Source organism: Pararhizobium sp. PWRC1-1 (assembly GCF_049897905.1).
GTDB lineage: Bacteria > Pseudomonadota > Alphaproteobacteria > Rhizobiales > Rhizobiaceae > Pararhizobium.
Genome location: NZ_JAFCXE010000003.1, coordinates 296,580 through 320,458, shown reverse-complemented (window position 1 = coordinate 320,458; position 23,879 = coordinate 296,580). Strand labels below are relative to the sequence as shown.

Sequence of the window (23,879 nt, the reverse complement as noted above, 5' to 3'; positions counted from 1 at the left end):
TCAAGAGAAGTGAGTCTTGCGCGCCGCAGACGCGGCGCACTGGATTCCTGTGACGAGCACAGGAATGACGGAGGAGAGGGAGGTGCCTCGACCGAAAGAGCCGAGTGTGAGGAGCCTATGAGACGCGCTGTGCAGTCTGGGGCGGCGCATTCAAGAAGCGCCACCGCCCTCTCACAGCCCATGCAGATAATGCGCGATATCCTCCCATTCCGGGTTCATCGCCTCGATCAGGTTGAGCTTCCACGGGCGCGGCCATTTCTTGATGGTCTTTTCGCGGGTGATGGCCGTCGTTACCAGATCATATTCCTCGAACCACACCAGCGTCTTGACGCCGTAGCGGCTGGTAAAGCCCTTGGTGAGTTCGTTCTGATGCTCGAACAACCGGCCCGGCAGATCGCTCGTCACGCCGGTATAGAGCGTGCCGTTGCGCTTTGAGGCGAGGATGTAGACGTAGCCTTTCATGACGGGAAAGGTGCGGCATGGGCGGCGGGCTGGCAAGGGGGCTGGGTGGTCGTTGTTTGGAGGGATGGTGGTTGGCGGCGGCATCATCGAGAGGCTGCGGGCCGCTTTCGAAGGCTGTGGTTTGCACGCGGTAGCCTCCCCCCCTCCGTCATGCCTGTGCCTGTCACAGGCTTCCAGCCACCGCGCGTCCGCGCGGTGAGGGGGCTGTTACTCCGTGGAAAGGAGAGTCTTTCGCGCCGCAGACGCGGCGCACTGGATTCCTGTGACAGGAACAAGAATGACGGAGGAGGGGTGGGAGCCGCACTTGCCATCACAATTGCTATTCATCCTGCTCGATATCGATAAATGAAAGCTTGTCTCCTTTTCCGGATTTTGCCCGGACGACAACTTGTTGATTGACCATGGGGCCGATTAAGTCGTCCACCGTCTCTCCAACTCCAGAGACCCGAATATTTTGCCCATCGACAATTACTTCAAGCCAATCGTTCTCAAGATGAAGTGCACGCAATGTGCCTCTAATTGTTGTCTCCTGCTCGCCAACTTTTCCATTAGAGGCGGCAACTGGCCGCAGCGTATCCGAAATTTGCTTTCGGGAACTGGCAGAAAGTAACACTGACGTCGCTTCCGTCGTTCCCCTTATCTCCAGTTCCTTGAAGGACTTTCCTGTGGGCGCTAAGTTCCTCGTCAGTTTAAGAAAAGTTTTTCTATAGTCTGAAGATGGAACGACACTTTCCAAAACTTCTGCCGACTCGTTGGCTGCCCCGCGCAAAATTGATAAAAAAGTTTCCGTCAGAATTTCAGGTTCGGGATCATCTGTTGAAAACATTTCGTGCTGCTGTGGTCTTTGGACGGCTACAATAAACTGATAGCTTCCGGGTACCGATTGAAAAAGCCAAGGTCGGTATTTTTCTTGAATTTCCTTTGATGGCGGTCCTTTTATGCGCAAGGGTACCGATTTTAGAAATTCGGCAGTTCGATAGAAAAGATTCTGTACTATTTGAACTCTGCCCAGAATGAGATCCAGCGGCGCTCCACCCGTAACGACTTCACCACCGCGAACGGACACGACAACTTGCCCGGGAGCAAATGCAATGCCGGCATCTTCTTGAGCTTTCTCATTCCAGATTGCCTGCAGGAGGCCTCTAAGTTCAATCTGTGCAAAGGGAGGTAAAGATTGCATCGATAGTGCTTTGTGAGCAAATTGTTCCGTTTGAAAAGCAACGAGCCTTGTACCAAAGTGCTGTTGCACTAATCGCAGTGATGCCCAGAGTGCGTGGCTTGTCTTCGGATAGGGCAGAAAACGCGATGGCTTCTTGTTCTGCTGCCTCACCGAAAAGACTAACGGCCAAATTATTGTCACCTCTTCTCAGAGCCTCGTGAGCAGCGACCGCAAATTGTTCACTCTGACGATGAGATTCTACCCAGTTCATGATGTCTCACTCACATCATCGGCCATGATCTGGAGGGATGCGAAACCGACGACACATGCAATTGCTGGTAAGTTAGAGTTGCCTGCAACGGCCTGAGTCAATTTTTGTTTTAGACGAGTCTTAAGCATGCTAATATTGCCGGTATCAACACCGGATACCTCCAATCTAAAGCTCTCTTCCAAATCTATTATTTGTGCATCCGGAGAGTCGATGTAGTAATCGGCTCCGGTCCTGGTTTCTGCACGCCTAACCGCAACCAGTCCTCGAGAATGCTCAACTGCAGCCAATGCGAGCGCGTACGCACCGTCTTCGGTAGCATCTGTCGTATTGTTCCACGCGCTCTTAGTTCGCGCATCCACCGCAGGCCACATTGCCTTGGCTTCCGTAGACTCGGATCTATCGATGAGTTGAAATGTTACCGGCGAGGAGTGATGACGGTCCAAGCAAACACGAGCCGCTTCTCCATACCCATCAGCGATCGCTTTAGTTACTCCGATATGTCTTTCACTCAAATCCAAGAAATTTAGCTCGGACATTTTCACCCCGCATAGTGCATGTGTGTATCGCAAAGGCATAGCAACATGATGTACATCACTGCAATCCTACAGGGGTGAAAATACTGCTTTCCCGTTTAAGTTAAGGCAGCCTAAGCCGCCTCCCTCTTCCCATAGGGTTCGAACCGGCCGTAGAACGTTTCGCCCTTCGCCGCCATGTCCTTGAGCAGCGGCGTCGGCTGGAAATGGTCGCCGTAAGTCGCGGCCAGCTTTTCGCAGAGCGCCACGAAGGTTTTGACGCCCATGCCGTCGATATAGCTCAGCGTGCCGCCGGTATAGGGCGCGAAACCGAAGCCGAGGATGGAGCCGACGTCGGCTTCGCGGGGGTCGGTGACGATGCCTTCTTCGATGGTGCGGGCGGCTTCCAAGGCGATGGTGACGAGGAAGCGCTGCTTGATCGTTTCGACGTCGAAGCTTTCGGCCGGCTTTTGCGGGTAGAGGTCTTTCAGGCCCGGCCAGAGCGACTTCTTGGCGGGCTTGGCCGGATAATCGTAAAAGCCCTTGCCATTCTTGCGGCCGCGGCGGTCGAGATCGTCGACGAGTGTGTTGATCAGGGTCATGTGGCGTGGATCGACCGAGGCTTCGCCGAGATCGGCGATCGAGGCTTTCAGGATCTTCTGCGACAGGTCGATTGCCACTTCGTCGTTGAGCGACAGCGGACCGACCGGCATGCCGGCCATCTTGGCGATGTTCTCGATCATCGCCGCCGGCACGCCTTCGATCAGCATGTCATAGGCTTCGTGGATATAGCGGAAGACGCAGCGGTTGACATAGAAGCCCCGCGTGTCGTTGACGACGATCGGGGTCTTCTTGATCGCGGCGACGAAATCGAGCGCGGTGGCGAGCGCCACATCGCCGGTTTCCTTGCCGAGGATCACTTCCGTCAGCATCATCTTTTCGACCGGCGAGAAGAAATGGATGCCGATGAACTGGGCCGGGCGCCTGGAGTTTTTGGCCAAGCCGGTGATCGGAAGGGTCGAGGTGTTGGAAGCGAAGATGGCGTCGTCGGCAAGCACGGCCTCGACCTTTTCGATGACGTCCTTCTTCACCTGGCGGTCTTCGAACACGGCCTCGACGACGAGCTTGACGTTTTTCAGGTCGTTGTAATCGGCCGACGGGGTGATGCGGGCAAGCAGCGCTGTCGCCTCGTCTTGCGTCAGTCGTCCCTTACCGATGGAATCCTTGACCAGGCCTTCCGAATGGGCCTTGCCCTTCGTTGCGGCTTCGATGTCGCGGTCGATCAGGGTGACCTCGATGCCGGCGGCGGCGGCGACATAGGCGATCGAGGCGCCCATGAAGCCGGCGCCGACGACGCCGATCTGCTTGAGGTCCGACTTCGGAATACCGGCCGGGCGGCGGGCGCCCTTGCCGAGTTCCTGCATCGAGATGAACAGCGAGCGGATCATCGAGAAGGCCTCGGTGGTCTGCAGGATCTCGGTGAAATAGCGCTGCTCGATCTTAAGCCCGGTATCGAAGGGAACCTGCAGGCCTTCATAGACGCATTTGAGGATGGCAAGGCCGCCCGGATAGTTGCCTGCGGTCTCGCGGCGCAGGATGGCGGAGGCTGCCGGCCAGAGCTGGGCTGCAGCCGGCGTCCAGATGCCGCCGCCGGGAACCTTGTAGCCCTTTTCGTCCCAGGGCTGGACGGGTTTGAGGCCGTTCTTGATCATCGCCTTGGCGGCATTGATCAGCTCGGCGGGCTCGGCGATCTCGTGGATCAGGCCCATCGCCTTGGCGCGCTGCGGGGTGAGCGACGAGCCGGTCGTCATCATCTGCAGGGCGTCCTGCGCATTGGTCAGCCGCGGAACGCGCTGCGTGCCGCCGGCACCCGGAAAGATGCCGACCTTGACCTCGGGAAGGGCAAGCTTCACCGATTTGGAATTGGCAGCGACGCGGCCGTGGCAGGCGAGCGACAGTTCAAACGCGCCGCCCATGCAGGTGCCGTTGATGGCGGACACCCACGGCTTACCGGAGGTTTCGAGCTTGCGGAACAGGCCGGTCATCTGGCCGGTCAGCTCGAACAGTTTTTGCGCGGCGTTATCGGGGTCGAGCTTCTTCTGCTCGGTCTGGAAGGTGAACATGCCCTTGATCATCGACAGATCGGCGCCGCCGGAAAAGGTCGACTTGCCGGAGGTGAAGACGACGCCCTTGACGGCTTCGTCGGCGACGGTCTGGTCGACGATGGCGTCGAGTTCCTTCATCACCTCGACGGTGAAGACGTTCATCGACTTGTCGGGCATGTTCCAGGTAACCAGCGCAATGCCGTCGGCATCGGTTTCGATGGTGAAATTGGTATAGGTGGTCATGATGGGATTCCTCTCCCTTGAAATCTTGGCTTCGCTCGATGCCGCCGCCTGAAATTGGGGCGATCCGGCCGGGTTGAGCCCCTCCCCCTTGTGGGGAGGGGTTGGGGAGGGGCTTCCTGCCGTGCGGCGAAAACCCCTCCCGGCCCTTCGGGCCACCCTCCCCACAAGGGGGAGGGAAAGGCCTCACACCCGCTCGATGATCGTCGCGGTACCCATGCCGGCGCCGATGCAGAGCGTCACCAGCGCGGTCTGCAGGCCGCGGCGTTCCAGTTCGTCGAGCACGGTGCCGAGGATCATCGCGCCGGTGGCCCCGAGCGGGTGGCCCATGGCGATGGCGCCGCCATTGACGTTGATCCTGTCATGGCTGATGTCGAAGGCCTGCATGTAGCGCAGCACGACGGCGGCGAAGGCCTCGTTGAGCTCGAACAGGTCGATATCGGCAATGGTCATGCCGGCCCGCTTCAACAGCTTTTCGGTGACATCGACCGGGCCGGTCAGCATCAGCGCCGGATCGGAGCCGATATTGGCGAAATGCTTGATACGGGCGCGGGGTTTTAGCCCCATGCTCTCGCCGCCGGCCTTGGAACCGACCAGCACGGCCGCCGAGCCATCGACGATCCCGGAGGAATTGCCGGCATGGTGGACGTAGTTGATACGTTCGATTTCCGGATGCGCCTGGATGCCGACGGCATCGAAACCGCCCATCTCGCCGGGCATCTGGAAGGACGGATTGAGTGACGCGAGGTTCTGCATCGTCGTTGCCGGACGCATATGCTCGTCCCTGGCAAGGATGGTGATGCCGTTCTGGTCTTTTACCGGGATGACCGACTTGTCGAAATAGCCGCTGTCCCAGGAATGACCGGCGCGCTTCTGGCTCTCGACGGCATAGGCATCGACGTCGTCGCGGGAGAAGCCATATTTGGTGGCGATCAGGTCGGCGGAAACGCCCTGCGGCATGAAATAGCCGGGGAAATTGACCGATGGGTCCATGTACCAGGCACCGCCGGACATGCCCATGCCGACGCGCGACATCGATTCCACGCCACCGGCAATGACGATGTCATCGGCACCGGCGGCGATCTTGCCGGCGGCGAAATTGACGGCATCGAGGCCCGAGGCGCAGAAGCGCGAGATCTGCATGCCCGGCGCCTTGTTGGAATAACCGGCCTCGAAGGCGGCTGCCTTGGGGATCACGGCACCGGCCTCGAACACCGGATCGACGCAGCCCATGATGATGTCGTCGACGGTGGACGTATCAAGCCCGTTGCGGTCGCGCAGCGCCTGCAGTACTTTTGCGGCCAGACGCGGCGTCGGCACTTCGTGCAGCGCTCCATCCTTCTTGCCCCGGCCGCGCGGCGTGCGCACGTGGTCGTAAATGAAGACGTCGGTCATTGTTTCATCTCCCTATAGCGCTCAAGGCGCTCTTTATTCGTCAACTCTATTCGAACAGTGCCGAAACCCGGGCCAGAACTTCATCCGTGATGAAGTCCGGTGCCCTTTCAAAAAACCGGCCGCCCCGTGCTTTCATATCGACGGCTCTAATCTGATGACAAAGAATCACACCTGTGGCCTCAGTGCCTGCTCCTGTCAGCGAAACGGCAAATCCGGACGTTCGGGCGAACTGGCCGCCACTCGTAATGGGTGCGACGATTTGGGTGCCATTTTGGTTTATAAGCCTCGGCGTGAGGACCAAAGCATAACGCGCTTTGGCCTGCTCTCGCCCGCGTGTCGGCTCCAGATCTACAAACCAGATATCGCCCCTGTCCATCAGTCTATGATCTCGTTGCCAACTGACGGCATATCCAGCCATTCTTGTTCTTCGGCCGTTCTTTCAGGCCAAGGGGTCCATTCGGCAATCAACTCCTCCAGTGTGTACTTGGGCCGCGCCCGGGCAACAGCGACGATCTTGCCGTCCTGAGCGGTCACTTCCAGCTTTGTATTGGCCTGAAGCCCGAGCTCTTCGAGGACCGGCTTGGGAACCGTCATCATCACCGATCCGCCCACGTTGCGTAATGTCGATACAGCCATTTTCATCTCCATCGGAAAGTTATATCAATATATAACTTTCCTCGGGTTTTGTCCAAGACCTCAAAACGCCGCCGCATCGAGTGCCATCATCGTGTCGGCGCCGGTTTCGATGCGGGCTTTGCGCAGCGCGGTTTCCGGCATGATGCGTTCCATGAAGAATTTGGCGGTGATGAGCTTGTTCTTCAGGTAGGCTTCGCGATCGCCCGCACCCTCCGCCAGTTTTTCCTCTGCCGTCTTGGCGATCTTCGCCCACATATAGCCGAGCACGACGAGGCCGAAGAGGTGCATGTAGTCGGTCGAGCCGGCGCCGGCATTGTCGGGTTTTGCCATGGCGTTGCCCATGAACCACATGGTGGCCGCCTGCAGGTCGTTCAAGCCTTTCTTCAGGCCCTTGGTGTAGACGGCCAGCTTCTCGTCGGACCGGTTTTCCTCGCAGAAATCGCCGATCTCCTTGAACAGGGCGGTGATCGCCCGGCCACCGTTCAGCGCCAGCTTGCGGCCGACGAGATCGAGTGCCTGGATGCCGTTGGCGCCTTCGTAGATCATCGCGATGCGGGCATCGCGGACATACTGGCTCATGCCGTGTTCTTCGATATAGCCGTGGCCGCCGAAGACCTGCTGGGCCATGACGGCGTGGTCAAAGCCCTTGTCGGTGAGCACGCCCTTGAGGATCGGCGTCATCAAGCCGAGGATATCGTCGGCTGCCTGGCGATCCGCATCATTGTCGCCGCGATGGGCGATGTCGGACTTGAGCGCCGTCCAGAGCGTGAAGGCACGGCCGGCTTCGTTGAAGGCCTTGATGGTCATCAACGTGCGGCGCACGTCGGGATGAACGATGATCGGGTCGGCCTTCTTGTCCGGCGATTTGACGCCGGAGAGCGAACGGCCCTGGATGCGGTCGCGGGCATAGTTGGCGGCGTTCTGGTAGGCGACTTCGCTGACCGAAAGACCTTGCAGGCCGACGCCGAGGCGGGCCTCGTTCATCATCACGAACATGGCGTTGAGGCCTTTGTTTTCCGTGCCGATGAGATAGCCGACTGCGTCGTCATAGTTCATGACGCAGGTCGAATTGCCGTGGATGCCCATCTTGTGTTCGATCGCGCCACAGGAAACGGTGTTGCGGGCGCCGATCGAGCCGTCGGCCTCGACATGGAGTTTCGGCACGATGAACAGCGAAATGCCCTTCACGCCTTCCGGCGCGCCCTCGATACGGGCAATCACCAGATGGATGATATTGTCGGCCATGTCGTGTTCGCCGGCGGAGATGAAGATCTTCTGGCCGGAAATCTTGTAGGAGCCATCGCCCTGCGGCACGGCCTTGGAACGGAGCAGGCCGAGATCGGTGCCACAATGGGGCTCCGTCAGGTTCATCGTTCCGGTCCAGTCGCCGGCTACCATCTTCGGCAGATAGGTCGCCTTCTGCGCGTCGGTGCCGTGGACGAGGATTGCGGCGATGGCGCCCTGGGTGAGGCCCGGATACATGGTCAGCGCCATGTTGGCCGAGGACATGTATTCGCCGATTGCGGTGTGCAGTGTGTAGGGCAGGCCCTGGCCGCCGAATTCTTCGGGAACCGACAGCCCGAGCCAGCCGCCCTCGCGGTACTGGTCGAAGGCCTGCTTGAAGCCCTTCGGTGTGGTGACCGTCGCATCATCGTTGCGCTTGCAGCCTTCCTGATCGCCGGACAGATTGACCGGGAACAGCACTTCTTCGGCAAGCTTGGCTGCTTCGCCAACGATCGCCTCGATCATGTCCGGTGTAGCATCGGCAAAGCCGGGCAGGTTGTTGTAGCGCTCGATACCGAGAACGTCGTTGAGAATGAAAAGCGTGTCTTCGACCGGGGCCTTATAGCTGGGCATGTCTCGTGTTCCTCACCTGTAACCGTGTCACGGGGCGGCGTCTCCTGGGTCGCTCCATGTGATTTCCATCATGCTACAAAACTTTGACGTGCGCGTAAACGTCAAAGTTTGTGGAGGCAGCAAAATTTGATCGGTCACCGGATCCAGCAGATTGGGTGTGCCGAAATGTCGTGTGGAAGCCTCCCGATGCCAGCATGCGCCCAAATCGTTGAAAAATTTTCAGTCAGGTTAACGGCTTATTTACTACGTTTCGTGAAAGTGCGTGTTGAGATGGTCACAGCTGCATTAGTTTTGTCTTCGCGTCGTTGCAGCTCTGTCCGGATCGGTACCGGAACTCCAGGAAGGCGGGGATTTGCCTTTCAGAAGCCCGGATTCCGATCAAGGCCGATGAAAGAGGCGAAGAACGATGAACGGATCGCGATCAAACACTCCACGTCCCGGCGCCCAGCCTTATGGCGACAGGTCGTCCCTCGACGCGCTGAACCGCACGATCGAAGGCTTGGAAGCGCGTATCGAAGGATTGATGGGAACAGCTGGGCGTGATCAGCGAGGCCGTGTCCCGGCCGATGGTCCAGTGGCTGTTGCCGACCCGATCACGGAAATCATGCAGCGGCAGCGGACACTGACGGCCACGCGGGAACGCGATGCTGTCCGGGAGCGCGATACCGTTCGCGATCGTATCCAGCCCCGTCCGGAGCCGCGCGCCTATGACGAGCGCGGCGTTCCTTCATTCCAGCCTCCCGCATTCCAGGCCCCCGTGCAGCCCCGTCGCGAGGTGCCGGTGGCACCGCCGCTGAGCGAGCAGCTGCGCAGCGAGACCTATCGCAGCGAGCCGTTCCGTCGTGAGCCGATCCGCCAGGAAAGCCTACGCCCAGAAAACCTGCGCCCAGAAAACCTGCGCCCGGAAACCATCCGCCATCAGCCGGCCCAGCGCCCGGAGCCCGTTCGCAGCGAGCCGCTGCGCTCGGAGCAATACCGCAGCGAAGCGCAACGCCAGGACCCGGCCATGGCCGAGATTGCCCAGGCGCTGGTCGGCCTGCGTCAGGAATTGAAGAAGGACATTGCCGACGGACTGTCGCGGGAGATGACGACGCTGCGCGCCGAGATCCGCGGTATCACCGCCGATGCGGCCCAGGACCAGACGATGGCGGAAGATATCCGCGGCGATCTGCAGCGCCTGTCCGACAGTATCAACCAGCTCGGCCGGCAGGCATCGCCGTCGCAGGCCGATGCGCTGAAGCTTGAGTTCGACGAACTGCGCGTCATGATCGATGGCCTTGCCCGTGAGGACAGCGTGCACCGTATGGAAGCGCGCTGGACCGGCGTTGAAGACCGGATGAATGCGTTCGATTCCAATCGCGACGACGAACTGGTGGCGCTTGCCTACCGGCTTGACGAAATCAAGTCGCAGATCGGCTCGATGAACAGCGGCCCTGCCATTCACGCTTTGGAAGACAAGCTAGTTGCGGTTGCCCAGGCGATCGAAATGATCGGCCGCCATTTGCAGCCGGACGATCGCCAGATGGCATCGCAATTTGCCGACCTGGACGCGCGTCTCGACGAGATCAGCCGCGCCATCGTTGCCAGCGGCCGTGCTGCCGTTCCAGACAGCGCCGGCGTCACCCGCGTCGAAGGCCGCCTTGCCGACCTTTCCCGCCAGATCGACGGCCTGCAGCGGCCAGTCGACAATGGCGTCGGTTCCCGCATCGAGGCTCTGACTGCCCGTGTCGAGGAATTGGCCAACGAAGAAGCCGCGGTTCGTCTTGAAGAGCGCCTCGAACAGCTGTCGCAGATGCTGGAGCGCTCGCAGAAGGTTTCCTCCCAGCCGGACCTGACCGGATATCTCTCCGATATTTCCCGCAAGATCGATGCCCTCGACCAGGGTTCGGTCAATGATGCGCTCGCCGAACGTCTCGACGATCTCGCCCGGCGGATTGACCAGCTGGACATGCCGGCCACGTCTTATGTCGGCGATGCCCGGTTCGACCGGCTCGAAGGCCAGCTGTCCGATATCGCCACCCGCCTGGAAGAAACCCGCGCGGCGCCTTACGACGATAGCGAGATCCTGCGCAGCCTGCAGGACCAGATCGCCAACCTGTCGAGCCTCGTCAGCCAGCCGCGCGAAATGGCTGCGGTTCCCGTCGAGTTCGAAGGCCGGATGAGCGCGCTTGAGGAATATCTGGCGACCAGTGACGAATATATCATCGAGGCCGCCCGCCAGGCGGCCGAAGCGGTGATGGAAGCCTATTCGAAGAACGGCATGGGCCATTCCGCTTCCGGCGGTTCGGACATGGCTGCGATCTCGGCGCTGGCCGACGATCTCAAGGTTCTGGAAGACATGAGCCGCTCGAGCGAGGAGCGCACGGCGCGCACGTTCGAAGCGCTGCACGAAACGCTCGTCCATATCGCCGAAAAGCTGGAGCGGCTGGAGGAACGCGGTCAGGAACAGGACGCACCACGTGCCTTTGGTTCGCGTGGGCTGAACCCCCAACCGCAGATGCCAAGAGCGGCACAGCCGGATTTTGAGGCGAATGACGATGCCTTCACTTTCGCTGAAGCCGATTTCGGGCGCCGCTACGAGGAACTGAAGCGCGATATGCACGGGCTGGCCGCCGAGGCGGAACCTGCCGGCCCATCGCGTGAAGAGGTCGCGGAAGCCGTTGCCGTCGTCACCGAGCAAGCCGCCGTGCATCAGAGCGATATCAAGACCGCGCCGGTGCCCGCCGGCAAGCCCAGTCTTCTTGCCGGGATCGCCAAGCGGTTTACCAGCAAGCGGGCAGAGCCTGCTCGCGCCGTTGAACGCCAGATCATCGACCCGACTCCATCGATCGATGCGGCTGACGCCATCGAACCTGATGTCGCCAACCAGCTGCTGGAGCCGGGCTCCGGCGTTCCGGATGTAAAAAAGATCCTTGAGCGTGTTCGTGCTGGCCAGACCGGGCGCACCGCGCCGCCGAGCGAATCGGACAAGGCTGACTTCATCGCCGCCGCCCGCCGTGCCGCCCAGCAGGCGGCCGAAGAAGTCGATACGATGAACCGTGGCAAGAGCGGCGCCAGCGCCTCGCCGATCGGCGTCTTTTCCCGTCATCGCCGTCCGATCCTCATGGCGGTCGGCGCCGTGCTTCTGGCGATCATGTCCTATCCGCTGGTCAACACGCTGATCCGCGGCGAACAGGCGCCCGTCGAGGCGCCGGTGTCTGCCATCGAACAGCCGGTGACCGAGGAAATGCCGGTGGCAACCGAAACGCCGGCAATGGCGAATGTGGCTCCGGCGACGGAGGCCGCCGATAACGACGTCGAGCCGCTCACCTCATTGCAGCCGCAGGCCGAAGATCAGACAGCCGGACAGCCGGAGGCCGCTGCGACGCAGGTGATGCCGCCGGAAACGTCATTGTCCGAAACCACGCAGCCGGATGCCGAACTGCCCGATGCTGCGCAGGCCCTGCCGGGAACCGGCGCGGTCAACAGCCGGATGCTGTCGCCCGTCATCGAAGGCTCAACACCGGAAACTGCAACAGGCCTGGCGACGGTAAAGGATGCCGCCGATACGGCAGCGGCTGCGCCTGCGGCAGGCGAAGCTGCCCTGACCGTTCCTGCCGAAATCAAGCCGGAGGCGCTGGCCGAGGCTGCCCGGAAGGGCGATCCCCTCGCCATGTTCGAAATCGGTGCCGTCTATACCGAAGGCCGCGGCATCAAGGCCGATCTCGCCCAGGCGGCGAAATGGTATCAGCGCGCTGCCGATGCCGGCGTTACTCCTGCCGAATATCGTCTTGCCAGCCTCTACGAAAAGGGCACCGGCGTTAGCCGCGACCTGGCGAAAGCCCGCACGCTCTATCTTCAGGCTGCCGAAAAGGGCAATGCCAGCGCCATGCATAACCTCGCCGTCATGCTGGCGAGCGGCGGCGATACGGCTCCGGACTTTGCCGGTGCCGGCAAGTGGTTTTCGATGGCGGCCGACCGCGGCATTCGCGACAGCCAGTTCAATCTCGCCATCCTCTATGCTCGCGGCAATGGCGTGACGCAGGACCTGGAAGAATCCTACAAGTGGTTCTCCGTCGCTGCCCGTGACGGCGATACGGATGCGGCCCAGAAGCGCGATGAAGTCGGCAAGGCCCTGAAGCCCGACCAGCTGAAAAGCGCCAAGGCGAAATTCGATACCTGGAAGCTGACGCCGCTCGACCCCAAGGCCAATTCGGTCGATGTGCCGGATACCTGGGTCGGCAAGGGCACCAAGACCGCATCGGTCGATATGAAGAAGGCGCTGCGCAACATTCAGGCGATCCTCAATAATAACGGCTTCGACGCCGGCACGCCGGATGGCGAGATGGGCCAGAAGACTGTCTCCGCGATCAAGGCGTTCCAGAAATCGATCGGCCAGGAACCGACGGGCCAGATCACCGATGCCCTCGTCAAGGAACTCTTGAAGCGGAACAGCTGAGGTTTCAGAGCGGCGTCTGCGGCCCCAATAATGCCGCAGATCGGCCGGACAAAGGGTACTGCTCCGCGTTAAGCTCAAATCTTGCAAAAGGTTGACAGGCCGGACCCCGGGGCGCATGACGGAACGACGTTGAATTCACGATTTTAACAATTGGTTTTCAAGACTGTTTCATTCCTTATCTCCCGTGGTGGATCACTTGCCACTGTGATGTTTTCCGCCCGCCTTGCGGGCTATTGGCATATTTAGAGGTCTGGCCGTGACGGTGTATCTGCCCATTGCAGAGTTGTCGGTGAACATTTTCATCATCCTCGGAATGGGCGCGGCCGTCGGCTTTTTGTCCGGCATGTTTGGTGTCGGCGGCGGCTTCCTGATCACGCCGCTTCTAATCTTCTACAATATCCCGCCCGTCGTTGCTGTCGCCACCGGTGCAAACCAGGTTGTTGCTTCCTCGATCTCCGGGGCCATCACCCATTTCCGGCGCGGCACCATCGATATCAAGCTGGGAACCGTGCTGCTCTGCGGCGGTCTCGCGGGGGCGACGGTCGGTCTCTGGATCTTTTCGCTGCTGCGCCGCATCGGCCAGCTCGATCTGGTGATTTCGCTCGCCTATGTGCTTTTGCTCGGCACCGTCGGCTCGCTGATGCTGTGGGAGAGCATCAATGCTCTGCGCCGGGCTGCCAAGAACGAAACCGTCACTTTGAAAAGGCCGGGTCATCACAACTGGGTGCACCGCCTGCCGCTGAAGATGCGGTTCAAGAAATCCAAGATCTATCTCAGCGTCATCCCGATCGCAGTGCTGGGCTTTTGCATCGGCATCCTGACATCGGTGATGGGCGTCGGCGGCGGCTTCATCATGGTGCCGGCGATGATCTATCTCTTGCGCATCCCGACCAATGTCGTCGTTGGAACGTCGCTGTTCCAGATCATCTTCGTGTCTGCCTACACCGTCATCGTCCAGGCGTCGGCCAACTATACCGTCGATATCGTGCTTGCCTTCGTGCTGATGATCGCCGGCGTCATCGGCGCACAATATGGCGTACGGGTGGGGCAGAGGCTGCGCGGCGAGCAGTTGCGGGCACTTCTGGCGCTTCTGGTCCTCGCCGTGGGCATCCGTCTTGCCATCGAGCTGGTAATCCCCCCGAAGGAAATCTATTCGGTCGTGTCCGCGGGGCTCGGTTTCTAATGCGGATTTTCTCGCACGTCCTCTTTGCCGCTCTCCTCTTCGCCGCACCGCTTGCCGTGAAGGCGGAGCCGATCGATTTCAGCGAGAAGCTGGATATCGGCATCTCCACCGACGAAATCTCGATCACCTCTGATTTCCGCGGCGCTGACCTGACGATCTTCGGTGCCATCGACGGCTTCAACGCCAATCTTCTGGCTCAGGGCAAATACAACATTGTCGTGGCACTGGAAGGGCCGAAGGAAAACACCACGGTGCGCAAGAAGGAGCGCATCTTCGGCATCTGGATCAACACCCATTCGATGACCTTCGAACTGGTTCCCGAATCCTATTCCCTGTCGAGCACGCGCGACATCGATACCATCGCACCGCCGGGCGACATGAACAACATGGGTATCGGCGTTGCGCATATGCCGCTGACCCCGATCGGTTTTGTCGGGGATGGCAGCAACCTCACCGAATTCCGCGATGCCTTCCGGCGGCTGCGGGAAAGCAGCGGAGTCTATCAGCGCGATCCAGGCGGCGTGCAGTTCATCAGCTCCAGCCTGTTCAAGGCCTCGGTGCGCCTGCCGGCCGATGTGCCGAACGGTGTCCATGTCGTGCGCGCCTACCTTTTCCGTGAGGGCCTCTTCGTCGCCGCCAAGGCCTTGCCGCTCCGCGTCGTCAAGACCGGCCTGGAGCAGGCGATCACCACGGCAGCGCATCAACAGCCGTTCCTGTACGGTCTGGTAGCGGTTCTTCTCGCCGTCATCACCGGCTGGCTGGCGAGTATCGTCTTCCGCAGGGATTAACCGGATCCCGCTTTGCCTCGTGATGAAAACAGGCTATTTGCGAAGGAAATATCAGGAGACTGAGCCATGAAGCCGATTTTCGTCCAGCTGCAATGCGCCCCCGGCAAGACCTACGAGGTCGCCGACGTGATCTACAAGAAGGAGATCGTCTCGGAGATGTATTCGACCAGCGGCGATTACGATCTCCTGATCAAGGTCTATGTTGATGAAGAGCAGGATATCGGCAAGTTCATCAACGACAACATCGCCACCGTGCCCGGCATCAACCGGTCGCTGACGACGCTGACCTTCAACGCATTCTAACACACCGGGCAGGTCTGCACCGACCGGGGCAGGCTTTTGCGGCGCGGAAGCGTGGCGGCCCAGTAGATCACGGCCGCGAGGCTGACGGCACTGCCCAGAAGACAGACGCCGGCCCAGCCGGCATGGGCGTAGATTGCCGTCGATGCGATGGCGCCGCTGGCGCTACCTGCCGAGTAGAACACCATGTAGCCGCCGATGATCCGGCTTTTGGCTTCCGGCCGAATGGACAGGATCGCACTCTGATTGGTGACATGGACGGCCTGGATCGCCAGATCCAGAAGCACCGTGCCAGCGATCAGGGCGAGTATGGACGTGTGAAGCATGGAGATCAGCGCCCAGGAGACGAGCAGCAGACCGAGCGAAATGCCCGTCGTCCAGTTGCCCAGTCCCCGGTCCGCCAACCGTCCGGCCCAGCTTGCGGCGAGTGCGCCGGCGACGCCCGCAAGTCCGAACAGGCCAATGGCCGTGTGGGACATCGAATGCGGTTCTGCACGGAGCGGCAGTGCCAGCGATGTCCAGAAAATACTGAAAACGGCAAAGATCAGGAAGGCCATGACGGCCTTTCTGCGCAGCACCGGCTCTTCGATGAACAGCACGGGGATGGAGCGCAGCAGGCTCCAATAAGATGGCGTCGGCTGGCTTTCGCGATGATCCGGCAGAATGCGGTGGAGCGCGATCGCCATCAGCAGCGTCAGCATTGCCGAGGTCAGATAGACCGACCGCCACCCGCCCATGTCCGACAGCAGACCCGCGATGAAGCGGGCACAGAGGATGCCGATGACCACGCCGCTGGTGACGATGCCGAGGGTCCTGCCGCGCGCTGCCGGCGCAGCGAGAACGGCGGCAAAGGCGATCAGCGTCTGAACCAGCACGGACAATAGTCCGACGGCGACCATGGCCGCCATGAACAGGCCGCCGGTCGGTGCCAGAGCGGCCGCCGCCAGTGCCAAGCAGAGCAGGAGCGATTGCACCGCGATCAGCCGGCGCCGGTCGAGAATGTCTCCAAGCGGCGTGATGAAGATCAGCCCGAGCCCATAGCCGATCTGCGTCACCGTTACGACGATGCCGATGGAGGCCGGGCTGATGCCGAAATCCCCGGCCATCGCCCCGAGCAAGGGCTGGGCATAATAAACATTCGCCACGCTCAGGCCGCCCGCCACGGCAAACATCATGGTCATTGCGCCGGAAAGCCTGGCCGGGCCATGTCTCGCAGTATCTGTCATTGCGCCGCGCATCAATTTTCCTTTCAGTTTGGTCTTATAATAAGACCAGTTGCGCCGATGCGAGTCTAGTCTTATTTTAAGACCAGCATCGAATGCGGAGAGACGATTTTGAAACGCACAAGCCTGACGCAGGCAGAATGTCCGGTTGCCCGCTCGCTGGATGCGATCGGCGACTGGTGGTCGCTGCTGATCGTTCGCGACGCATTCGACGGCATCAGCCGTTTCGGCGAATTCCGCCGCAGCCTCGGCATCGCCAAGGGAATGCTGACGGCGCGGCTGCGGGACCTGGTCGATTGCGGCGTCCTGGAAACGGCGCCGGCATCGGATGGCAGCGCCTATCAGGACTATCTGCTGACGGAAAAGGGACGCGCGCTCTTCCCCGTCGTCGTCGCCCTGCGGCAATGGGGCCAGGAGCATCTTTACGCGCCCGGCGAACAGCATTCCGTGCTGGTGGACGTGGCCACCGGGAGCCCGGTGGAGAAACTGGAATTACGCTCGGCCGATGGCAAGCCGCTGGGGTGGAGCGATACGAGGGTTAGGAAGGTTTAGCGGCGGCCCGGCCGCTTTTCGTGTCTGCAATGTGAGCCGGACAATGACGACTCGCACTATGCCGGTCTGATGCCGTTACTCACATTCAAGGCATTTTCGCCGGTAAGATCCCGTAAAAATCGCAGGGGTAACGGGCTTTCTCTTTTAAGTTTTAATAGCTTGACGTTCGCTTGTAGTTCGGCAACTCTACCCGAATAACGGGTGGGGGATTTATGAGCACGATCGAAGAAAATCTTCGCGCGATTTCTGAGCGCGTGAAGTCTCATTCAAGCACAATGGTAACGGAGGAAGCGGTCAAAACCGCCGTCGTTTTGCCTTTTCTGCGGACCCTTGGGTATGACGTCTTCGATCCAAGCGAGGTCATTCCCGAATTCACCGCGGATGCAGTTGGTAAAAAGGGGGAGAAGGTCGACTATGCGATAAAGATCGATAGTGAGATTCGAATTCTTATCGAATGCAAGCCGATTTCGGTTGCACTTGAGAAGAAGCATCTGGATCAGCTCTATCGATATTTCAGCGTGACCAACGCGAAATTCGCTATTCTCACAAATGGCCGCACATTCAATTTCTACACAGATCTGGAAGCGCCCAATAAACTCGACACACGTCCCTTCTTCGTTTTCGATGTCACGGATTTTAACGTGGGCATCGTCTCTGAATTGCGGAAGTTCGAGAAGGCCTCTTTTGACGTCTCCGCAATTCTCGCGACCGCCGAGCGATTAAAATATACGTCCGGGGTTAAACAGGTCATTTCCAAGCTCGTCGAAGAACCCTCCGAAGAGTTTGTCCGCATGATTGCAGGGAGTATCTACGAAGGGCGCATGACGGCGCCGATACGCGAAATGTTCACCGGTGTGGTCCGCACGGCTTTTCGCGAAGTGATCATGGACACGGTGAAAAGCCGTCTCTCAAGCGCTCTTGCTGATACAGAAGAAGTGATCGAGAAAATCGATGAGCCGGTGGCGGATGATCCAGAGGTCGTAACCACAGAGGAAGAGCGCGAAGGCTACATGATTGTGAAAGCCATCGTGCGCGATACGATCAGTTCGAAGCGTGTGGTCATGCGAGATCAGAAGACCTATTGCGGGATTTTGCTGGACAACAACAATAGAAAGCCACTGGCGCGCCTCTGGTTTAACCGGTCGGTCAAATATATCGGATTGTTCGACGGCGAGAGTGAGGAGCGGCTGATCATCGACTCTCTTGATCAGATTTATGATCACACCGATCGGCTACGCGCCACTGTGAAGAAATACGCAGCAATACCTTCTTGAGAGGAGACCAGAAGCGGATGCCGATAAGCCGTGCGATTAACGCCGCTCCTGAAACATCCCGGCGGTGAAATTCCGGCCGCCGTAGAAAATGCCGAGAATGATGACGGTGTCGGTCTCGACCGCAAATGCGATGCTGACACTGCGCCGATATCCGATGATGCGTAATCCCGGCATCAGTTCGACACGCTCCGTGCCGCGCTCCGGGAAATCCGACAATTGTGTGCAGAATGTGCGGATGCCCGACACGAAGTTCCAAGCAGTTGTTGGGCCGGCACTTTCTGCAATTGTATCGTAGAGCGCATTCAGCTCTTCCTCCGCCTTCTGATGGAGAAGAACTTTGTAGCGCATGGTCATTTTGACTTGGCAAGCCGAGCTTGATGCCGCCCTTCCAATCTGGAAAAGGCGTCTTCGAGCGAAATGGCTGTCTGCGGATTTTGGCGGATATCCTCCAGCCGTGACGGGATTTCGTCACGTAGCCAGCGCTCGCGTGCCGCCTCGAAATCTTCCAGCATCCGCAATCCCGCCCGCACGACTTCGCTGGCATTGTTGTAGCGGCCGGATTCAAGCTGTGCCTGGATGAAGCGTTCGTAGTGCTCGTTCAATGCGAAACTCGCCATCGTCCGACCTCACAAAATAATAATTATGAACAATAGTTATCATAATGCGTGTGATCCTAAAAGTGCCATCGGCCTCACCCCAGCAAATTGGCAAACCGTACCGAATAAACCGATCCCGTCCCAGCATACGTGCGACAAGGCTCTGGTGGTCGAAGAGCCGCGCATGGCCTGGTGTCTGAGGTCGAGGCCGCCGGTGGTAACGCCAAAGGCGGGCACGATCAGGCGGTGGCAAAGTGCTGGGGTGGGGCGATACGAGGGTCGAGAAGCTGTAACTCCGTCTTTCGGACGCCTTCACGATGACCGATTGCATTTTGCAATCTGTTTGATTAGCATCAGGCCGCTTGCGAATTCCAATCTGTTTTGATCGGAGGAGATTGATATGGGTAAGGTCATCGTCTGGAATCTCGTCACCCTCGACGGCTATTTCGAAGGGGTGAAGAAATGGGACCTCGATTTTCACATGCAGGCCTGGGGGCCGGAACTCGAGGTGCTGAGCAAGGAATTCGGCAAGAAGGCCGAAGCGCTCGTCTTTGGTCGCGTCACTTATGAGGGCATGAAGGTCTATTGGACGACCGCGGACGACGACACCGAAGTTAAGGCCTACATGAACGCGCTTCCGAAGATCGTCGCCTCGCATACCCTGGAAAAATCGGACTGGAACAACACCCGTATCGTCAAGGACATTGCGGGCGAGCTTACGCAATTGAAGCAGACGACCGACAAGAACATCTATATTTTCGGCAGCGCCGACCTCGTCGCCTCGCTTCTGCAGGACGATGTGATCGACGAGATCATGCTTTGCGTCGTGCCGGTCCTGCTTGGGCAGGGGACACCGCTGTTTAAACCTGCAGACCGGCGCATGTCGCTCAAACTGCTGGAATCCCGGCCGCTGGGATCCGGCGGAGTTATCCTGCGATATGGGGCGGAGAAAAAAGGGCGCTAGACTAGATGGCAGCGTCGAAACTGACGCCTATTTCATTGAGCTTCCGCCATCTGACGGTGCATCTGTAATTCCTGTCGTCTGCACACATCAAAACGAATTCATCGGGGAGACCCAGGGCGTTCTCGATGAGAAGCTTGGCACCGTTTGCTGAGAGGTTGCGGATCGTGCAGTCGATCGATGAAGATCCGTGATTGAACATGATGCGCCCGCTCTTGAGAGCCCGTGTCCTCGGTGAATCGCGTTTCTCCGTCATGTTCAGGATCTCCGATTTCCGTTACAGTTTTCGCTCCCGGCTATTCCACTCGCGACGATTCTGCGCCGAAAACTGATACCCTTCGAGTACTCAAACCACCACGAAACCGAGGTAACTCAGTGATGTGTTGTCCGTGACTTGTGCAAATTTGATGCTTGCTCCCGCTCTCAAACCATCGGCATCATAGAGCAGATCGCCTGCAGACTGGTCATAAAGAATGCGGTCTCTCGTATTGACCGTGTCTATGTCCAGGTTCTTGACTAAAAGAACCTCCGCACTCACCCCAGCAAATTTGCAAACCGTACCGAATAGATCCGGTCCCGTCCCAACATGTGGGCGATGAGGCTCTGGTGGTCGAACAGGCCGCGCATGGCTTGGTGGCGCAGGTCGAGGCCGCCGGTGGTGACGCCGAAGGCGGGCATGATCAGGCGGCGGCCGTCGGTGGCGAAGCAGGCGCGGCGCATGTATTTTTCACGGCGGCGGACGGTGGCGGACGGATGGAGATGGCCGGCGATCTCGCCTGCGGTGGCGTTGAGCCCCGGTTCGTGGCGGAAGACCAATCCGCAATGGATGAGTTCGTCCATCGATGCACCGGGCAGGGCAGTGGTGCCGTCGGGATCGTGGTTGCCGTTGATCCAGATCCATTCGCGGCCGCGCGCCATGGTTTCGATCATGCCGCGAAACAGCTCGGGCATCAGCGCCGAGCCGACCCGGTCGTGAAAATTATCGCCGAGGCTGATGACGGTCTTCGGATTGTGACGGGAGATCACCGCATCCAGAATGCGCAGTGTCGCCAGCGTATCATAGGGCGGCAGCATCATGCCGCGGCGGGCAAAGGCCGAGCCTTTTTCCAGGTGCAGATCGGAAACGACGAGTGTGCCGAGATCGGGCAGATAAAGACCGCCGAGCGGATCGCAGACGCCGATGACGCCGTTGACGACGATGCGGGCCGATTGCGCCGGATTGTCCGGTAGAGCGGAGATGGCATGGGCGATGCGGTGCATAGGATTTCCGGCGCGGCGTTGTGTTCAGTCTCTGACCAAGGTTTATGGCGATGCCGTGGCCAGCACGTCCGCAAACAGTTCGTCGGCGGCTTCGGCGAGCAGAAAGTCCTGCGCGTCGCCATTGACTGATTCCCGGCCGATTTCGAGCATGACCGGCACGGCCAGCGGCGAAATACGGTCGAGCGGCCGATGGGTGATATGCCCCTTGATTCGCGACAGCATATCGCCAAGCCGCTCGATTTCCAAAAGTCCGGTGGATGCATCATTGCGGGTGGCCTCAAGCAGGATGTGATCCGGCTCATGGCTGCGCAGGACGTCATAGATGAGATCGGCGGAAACCGTCACCTGCCGCCCGCTCTTTTCCTTGCCGGGATGGCGCTGGTCGATCAGTCCGGCGATGACGGCACAGTTGCGAAAAGTGCGTTTGAGCAGAAAACTTTCGTTCAGCCAGGCTTCGAGATCATCGCCCAGCATGTCCTCGTCGAACAGGTCGGCAAGCCACGGCCGGCCGGACGTGAAGGCGTCGCTCAGATCCTCAAGTCCCCAGACTGCCAGCGAATAATCGGTGGCAACGAAGCCGAGCGGCTTCAATCCGGCGCGGTCGAGCCGCCGCGTCAAAAGCATGCCCAGCGTCTGATGGGCCAGCCTGCCCTCGAAGGCGTAGATCACCATGTAATGCCGGCTGCCGCGCGGGAAGGTTTCGATCAGAAGCTCGTCTTCCTTCGGCAGCATCGACAGGTCTTTTTGCAGGGAAAGCCAGTCGCGCACCTGATCGGGCAGCGTCGCGTGCCGGCTGGGATCGGCAAGCATCTTGCGGACCTGCTGGGCAAGATAGGTCGACAGCGGAAACTTGCCGCCATTGTAGGAGGGTACCTTCGGGTCGAGCTTGAAGCCCTGGCTGACCAGGCATTCGTTTTCGCGGATACCCTCAAAGCGCAGCACCTTGCCGGAAAACAGGAACGTATCGCCCGGCGACAGCATTTCGACGAAATTTTCCTCCATCTTACCGAGCGGCATGCCGCCACGACCGCGAGCGCCACGGGCATTGTGCTTGACCATCCGCACGTTGAGCATCGGCGATTCGATGATGGTGCCGACATTGAGGCGGTATTGCTGCGCAATCATCGGATTGGACACGCGCCAAAAACCTTCCGGCGTCTTGCGGATCTTGGCGTAGCGTTCGTAGGCGCGCAGCGCATAACCGCCGGTGGCGACGAAATCGACGATGCGCTCGAAGGTTTCCCAGGTCAGATACGCATAGGGTGCGGCACTGGTGATCTCGGCATAGAGCGCCAGCGGGTCGAAGGGCGCAGCGCAGGCCATGCCGAGTACATGCTGGGCAAGCACATCGAGCGCGCCCTTGCCGACCGCGGGCGTGTCCTGCGCGCCGATATAGTTGGCGTCGAGGGCGGCCTGGCATTCCATCACCTCGAAGCGGTTGGCCGGCACCAGGATGGCGCGGCTCGGTTCGTCCATGCGGTGATTGGCGCGGCCGATGCGCTGGGCAAGGCGTGATGCCCCCTTCGGGGCGCCGACATGGATGACCATGTCGACGTCGCCCCAGTCGATGCCGAGATCGAGCGTCGAGGTGGCGACGACGGCGCGCAGCTTGTTTTCGGACATGGCCGCCTCGACCTTGCGCCGTTGGCCGACATCCAGGGAGCCGTGATGCAGCGCAATCGGCAGGTTGTCGTCGTTGATGGTCCAGAGATCCTGGAAGACCCGCTCGGCCTGGCTGCGGGTGTTGACGAACAAAAGCGTGGTCTTGGTTTCGCCGATCGCCTTGTAGATATCGCCGATGGCGTAGACTGCGGAATGCCCGGCCCAGGGCACGCGCTCCTCGGTGGACAGGATGGAGATTTCCGGCCGGGCGCCTCCGGTGACGGTGATCAGGCCGGCATGATTGTTTTCACCCTCTCTCTGCGGCGCCAGCCAGCGCTGCAGGTCCATCGGATCGGCGACGGTGGCCGACAGGCCGATCGCCTGCATGGCAGGCGCGAGCTGGCGCAGGCGGGCAAGGCCGAGCGAGAGAAGATGGCCGCGCTTGGAGGTGACCAGCGAGTGCAACTCGTCGAGCACCACATATTTCAGGTCTTTGAAGAAGCGCTCGGCCTCGCCATTGGCCAGGAGCAGCGCCACCTGTTCCGGCGTGGTCAGAAGAATATCCGGCGGATTGAGCTTCTGGCGCTGACGCTTGGCGGCGGGGGTATCGCCGGTGCGGTTTTCGATGCGGATCGGCAGGCCCATGCCGCCAACCGGCTTCATCAGGTTGCGTTCGATATCGACGGCGAGTGCCTTGAGCGGTGAGATGTAGAGCGTGTGGATGCCAGTGAAGGCCGAGCCCGGCGGGATTTTTCCGCGCTCGGTGAGCGATACCAGCGAAGGCAGGAACCCGGCCAGCGTCTTGCCGGCGCCGGTCGGGGCGATCAGAAGCATGCTTTCGCCGCCCTGGACGCGGGAGAGAAGCTCCAGCTGATGCGCACGCGGCTGCCAGCCCTTTTCTTCGAACCAGCGCAGGAAGGGCGGCGGCAGGAGAATTTGCGTCTTGGCGCGCGGGATGGAATCGATCTGGTTCACATCGGTGAATGTAGTGCAATCGCGGGGGAAAAGAAGCGGGGCAAGACACGCAGTTTGGCCGGTCGCCGGCGGAACCGTATGAAGGGAAGT

The 23,879-nt window shown here is 59.9% G+C and carries 21 protein-coding genes and 1 pseudogene; 7 read left to right on the top strand and 15 right to left on the bottom strand.

Going from position 1 to position 23,879, the window contains the following annotated elements; all coding sequences use genetic code 11:
- Window positions 1–171: 171 nt before the first annotated feature.
- From ACP7E0_RS07465 to ACP7E0_RS07430, 8 genes are all read right to left on the bottom strand, one after another.
- The gene (locus tag ACP7E0_RS07465; protein ID WP_426124131.1) at window positions 172–462 is read right to left on the bottom strand and encodes a GIY-YIG nuclease family protein; all 291 of its coding nucleotides are present in this window, start codon (window positions 460–462) and stop codon (window positions 172–174) included.
- A 319-nt stretch (window positions 463–781) separates the two neighbouring features.
- The gene (locus ACP7E0_RS07460; RefSeq protein ID WP_426123987.1) at window positions 782–1,822 is read right to left on the bottom strand and encodes a hypothetical protein; all 1,041 of its coding nucleotides are present in this window, start codon (window positions 1,820–1,822) and stop codon (window positions 782–784) included.
- Window positions 1,823–1,888: 66 nt separating this feature from the next.
- Window positions 1,889–2,428 (bottom strand): hypothetical protein, encoded by a 540-nt coding sequence (locus ACP7E0_RS07455; protein ID WP_426123985.1) that lies wholly within the window; start codon window positions 2,426–2,428, stop codon window positions 1,889–1,891.
- 110 nt (window positions 2,429–2,538) lie between these two features.
- Window positions 2,539–4,752 carry an FAD-dependent oxidoreductase gene (locus ACP7E0_RS07450; RefSeq protein ID WP_426123984.1) on the bottom strand — a complete coding sequence of 738 codons (2,214 nt, stop codon included), beginning with the start codon at window positions 4,750–4,752 and terminating at the stop codon, window positions 2,539–2,541.
- A gap of 183 nt (window positions 4,753–4,935) precedes the next feature.
- Entirely contained in the window at window positions 4,936–6,144 is a 1,209-nt protein-coding gene (locus ACP7E0_RS07445) for an acetyl-CoA C-acetyltransferase (RefSeq protein ID WP_426123982.1), read from the bottom strand.
- A gap of 46 nt (window positions 6,145–6,190) precedes the next feature.
- Window positions 6,191–6,562: a type II toxin-antitoxin system PemK/MazF family toxin gene (locus ACP7E0_RS07440; RefSeq protein WP_426123980.1), complete on the bottom strand. Its 372-nt coding sequence runs from the start codon at window positions 6,560–6,562 to the stop codon at window positions 6,191–6,193.
- On the bottom strand, window positions 6,520–6,780 hold the full coding sequence (locus tag ACP7E0_RS07435; RefSeq protein WP_162743601.1) for an AbrB/MazE/SpoVT family DNA-binding domain-containing protein: 261 nt from the start codon (window positions 6,778–6,780) through the stop codon (window positions 6,520–6,522). Before ACP7E0_RS07435 ends, ACP7E0_RS07440 begins: the two co-directional genes overlap by 43 nt.
- 60 nt (window positions 6,781–6,840) lie before the next feature.
- Window positions 6,841–8,637, bottom strand: coding sequence for an acyl-CoA dehydrogenase C-terminal domain-containing protein (locus tag ACP7E0_RS07430; RefSeq protein WP_426123978.1), 1,797 nt, complete (start codon window positions 8,635–8,637; stop codon window positions 6,841–6,843).
- A 406-nt stretch (window positions 8,638–9,043) separates the two neighbouring features.
- Between ACP7E0_RS07430 and ACP7E0_RS07425 the strand changes: the two genes are divergently transcribed.
- The 4 genes from ACP7E0_RS07425 to ACP7E0_RS07410 all read left to right on the top strand — a co-directional run bounded on the left by ACP7E0_RS07425 (window position 9,044) and on the right by ACP7E0_RS07410 (window position 15,349).
- Window positions 9,044–13,075: a peptidoglycan-binding protein gene (locus tag ACP7E0_RS07425; protein ID WP_426123977.1), complete on the top strand. Its 4,032-nt coding sequence runs from the start codon at window positions 9,044–9,046 to the stop codon at window positions 13,073–13,075.
- A gap of 256 nt (window positions 13,076–13,331) precedes the next feature.
- Window positions 13,332–14,258, top strand: coding sequence for a sulfite exporter TauE/SafE family protein (locus ACP7E0_RS07420; RefSeq protein WP_426123975.1), 927 nt, complete (start codon window positions 13,332–13,334; stop codon window positions 14,256–14,258).
- Window positions 14,258–15,046, top strand: a complete 789-nt coding sequence (locus ACP7E0_RS07415; RefSeq protein ID WP_426123974.1) for a TIGR02186 family protein — start codon at window positions 14,258–14,260, stop codon at window positions 15,044–15,046. Before ACP7E0_RS07420 ends, ACP7E0_RS07415 begins: the two co-directional genes overlap by 1 nt.
- 66 nt (window positions 15,047–15,112) lie before the next feature.
- Window positions 15,113–15,349, top strand: coding sequence for an Lrp/AsnC ligand binding domain-containing protein (locus ACP7E0_RS07410; RefSeq protein WP_037104964.1), 237 nt, complete (start codon window positions 15,113–15,115; stop codon window positions 15,347–15,349).
- Here the strand turns inward: ACP7E0_RS07410 and ACP7E0_RS07405 are convergent.
- Window positions 15,346–16,584, bottom strand: coding sequence for an MFS transporter (locus tag ACP7E0_RS07405; RefSeq protein ID WP_426123973.1), 1,239 nt, complete (start codon window positions 16,582–16,584; stop codon window positions 15,346–15,348). The two genes, ACP7E0_RS07410 and ACP7E0_RS07405, sit on opposite strands and share 4 nt — an antisense overlap.
- 96 nt (window positions 16,585–16,680) lie before the next feature.
- Here ACP7E0_RS07405 and ACP7E0_RS07400 point away from each other — a divergent pair, with 96 nt between their 5' ends.
- A complete protein-coding gene (locus ACP7E0_RS07400; RefSeq protein ID WP_426123971.1) occupies window positions 16,681–17,121 on the top strand; it encodes a winged helix-turn-helix transcriptional regulator in 441 nt (146 codons plus the stop codon).
- A 212-nt stretch (window positions 17,122–17,333) separates the two neighbouring features.
- The gene (locus ACP7E0_RS07395) at window positions 17,334–18,395 is read left to right on the top strand and encodes a type I restriction endonuclease (RefSeq protein WP_426123969.1); all 1,062 of its coding nucleotides are present in this window, start codon (window positions 17,334–17,336) and stop codon (window positions 18,393–18,395) included.
- A gap of 36 nt (window positions 18,396–18,431) precedes the next feature.
- Here ACP7E0_RS07395 and ACP7E0_RS07390 read toward each other — a convergent pair whose 3' ends face one another.
- From ACP7E0_RS07390 to ACP7E0_RS07380, 3 genes and pseudogenes are all read right to left on the bottom strand, one after another.
- Window positions 18,432–18,743, bottom strand: coding sequence for a type II toxin-antitoxin system RelE/ParE family toxin (locus ACP7E0_RS07390; protein ID WP_426123967.1), 312 nt, complete (start codon window positions 18,741–18,743; stop codon window positions 18,432–18,434).
- Window positions 18,744–18,745: 2 nt separating this feature from the next.
- A complete protein-coding gene (locus tag ACP7E0_RS07385) occupies window positions 18,746–19,012 on the bottom strand; it encodes a type II toxin-antitoxin system ParD family antitoxin (protein ID WP_113318498.1) in 267 nt (88 codons plus the stop codon).
- Window positions 19,013–19,086: 74 nt separating this feature from the next.
- Window positions 19,087–19,237, bottom strand: a pseudogene (locus ACP7E0_RS07380) (ligase-associated DNA damage response endonuclease PdeM); the annotation flags it as partial.
- A 154-nt stretch (window positions 19,238–19,391) separates the two neighbouring features.
- Here ACP7E0_RS07380 and ACP7E0_RS07375 point away from each other — a divergent pair.
- Window positions 19,392–19,955, top strand: a complete 564-nt coding sequence (locus tag ACP7E0_RS07375; protein ID WP_426123965.1) for a dihydrofolate reductase family protein — start codon at window positions 19,392–19,394, stop codon at window positions 19,953–19,955.
- Between the two features lies 1 nt (window position 19,956).
- Here the strand turns inward: ACP7E0_RS07375 and ACP7E0_RS07370 are convergent, their stop codons facing one another.
- From ACP7E0_RS07370 to ACP7E0_RS07360, 3 genes are all read right to left on the bottom strand, one after another.
- The gene (locus ACP7E0_RS07370) at window positions 19,957–20,208 is read right to left on the bottom strand and encodes a PilZ domain-containing protein (RefSeq protein WP_426123963.1); all 252 of its coding nucleotides are present in this window, start codon (window positions 20,206–20,208) and stop codon (window positions 19,957–19,959) included.
- A 278-nt stretch (window positions 20,209–20,486) separates the two neighbouring features.
- Complete coding sequence (pdeM, locus tag ACP7E0_RS07365) at window positions 20,487–21,212, bottom strand: ligase-associated DNA damage response endonuclease PdeM (protein WP_426123961.1); 726 nt, start codon at window positions 21,210–21,212, stop codon at window positions 20,487–20,489.
- Between the two features lie 42 nt (window positions 21,213–21,254).
- The gene (locus ACP7E0_RS07360) at window positions 21,255–23,789 is read right to left on the bottom strand and encodes a ligase-associated DNA damage response DEXH box helicase (protein WP_426123959.1); all 2,535 of its coding nucleotides are present in this window, start codon (window positions 23,787–23,789) and stop codon (window positions 21,255–21,257) included.
- Window positions 23,790–23,879 lie beyond the last annotated feature (90 nt).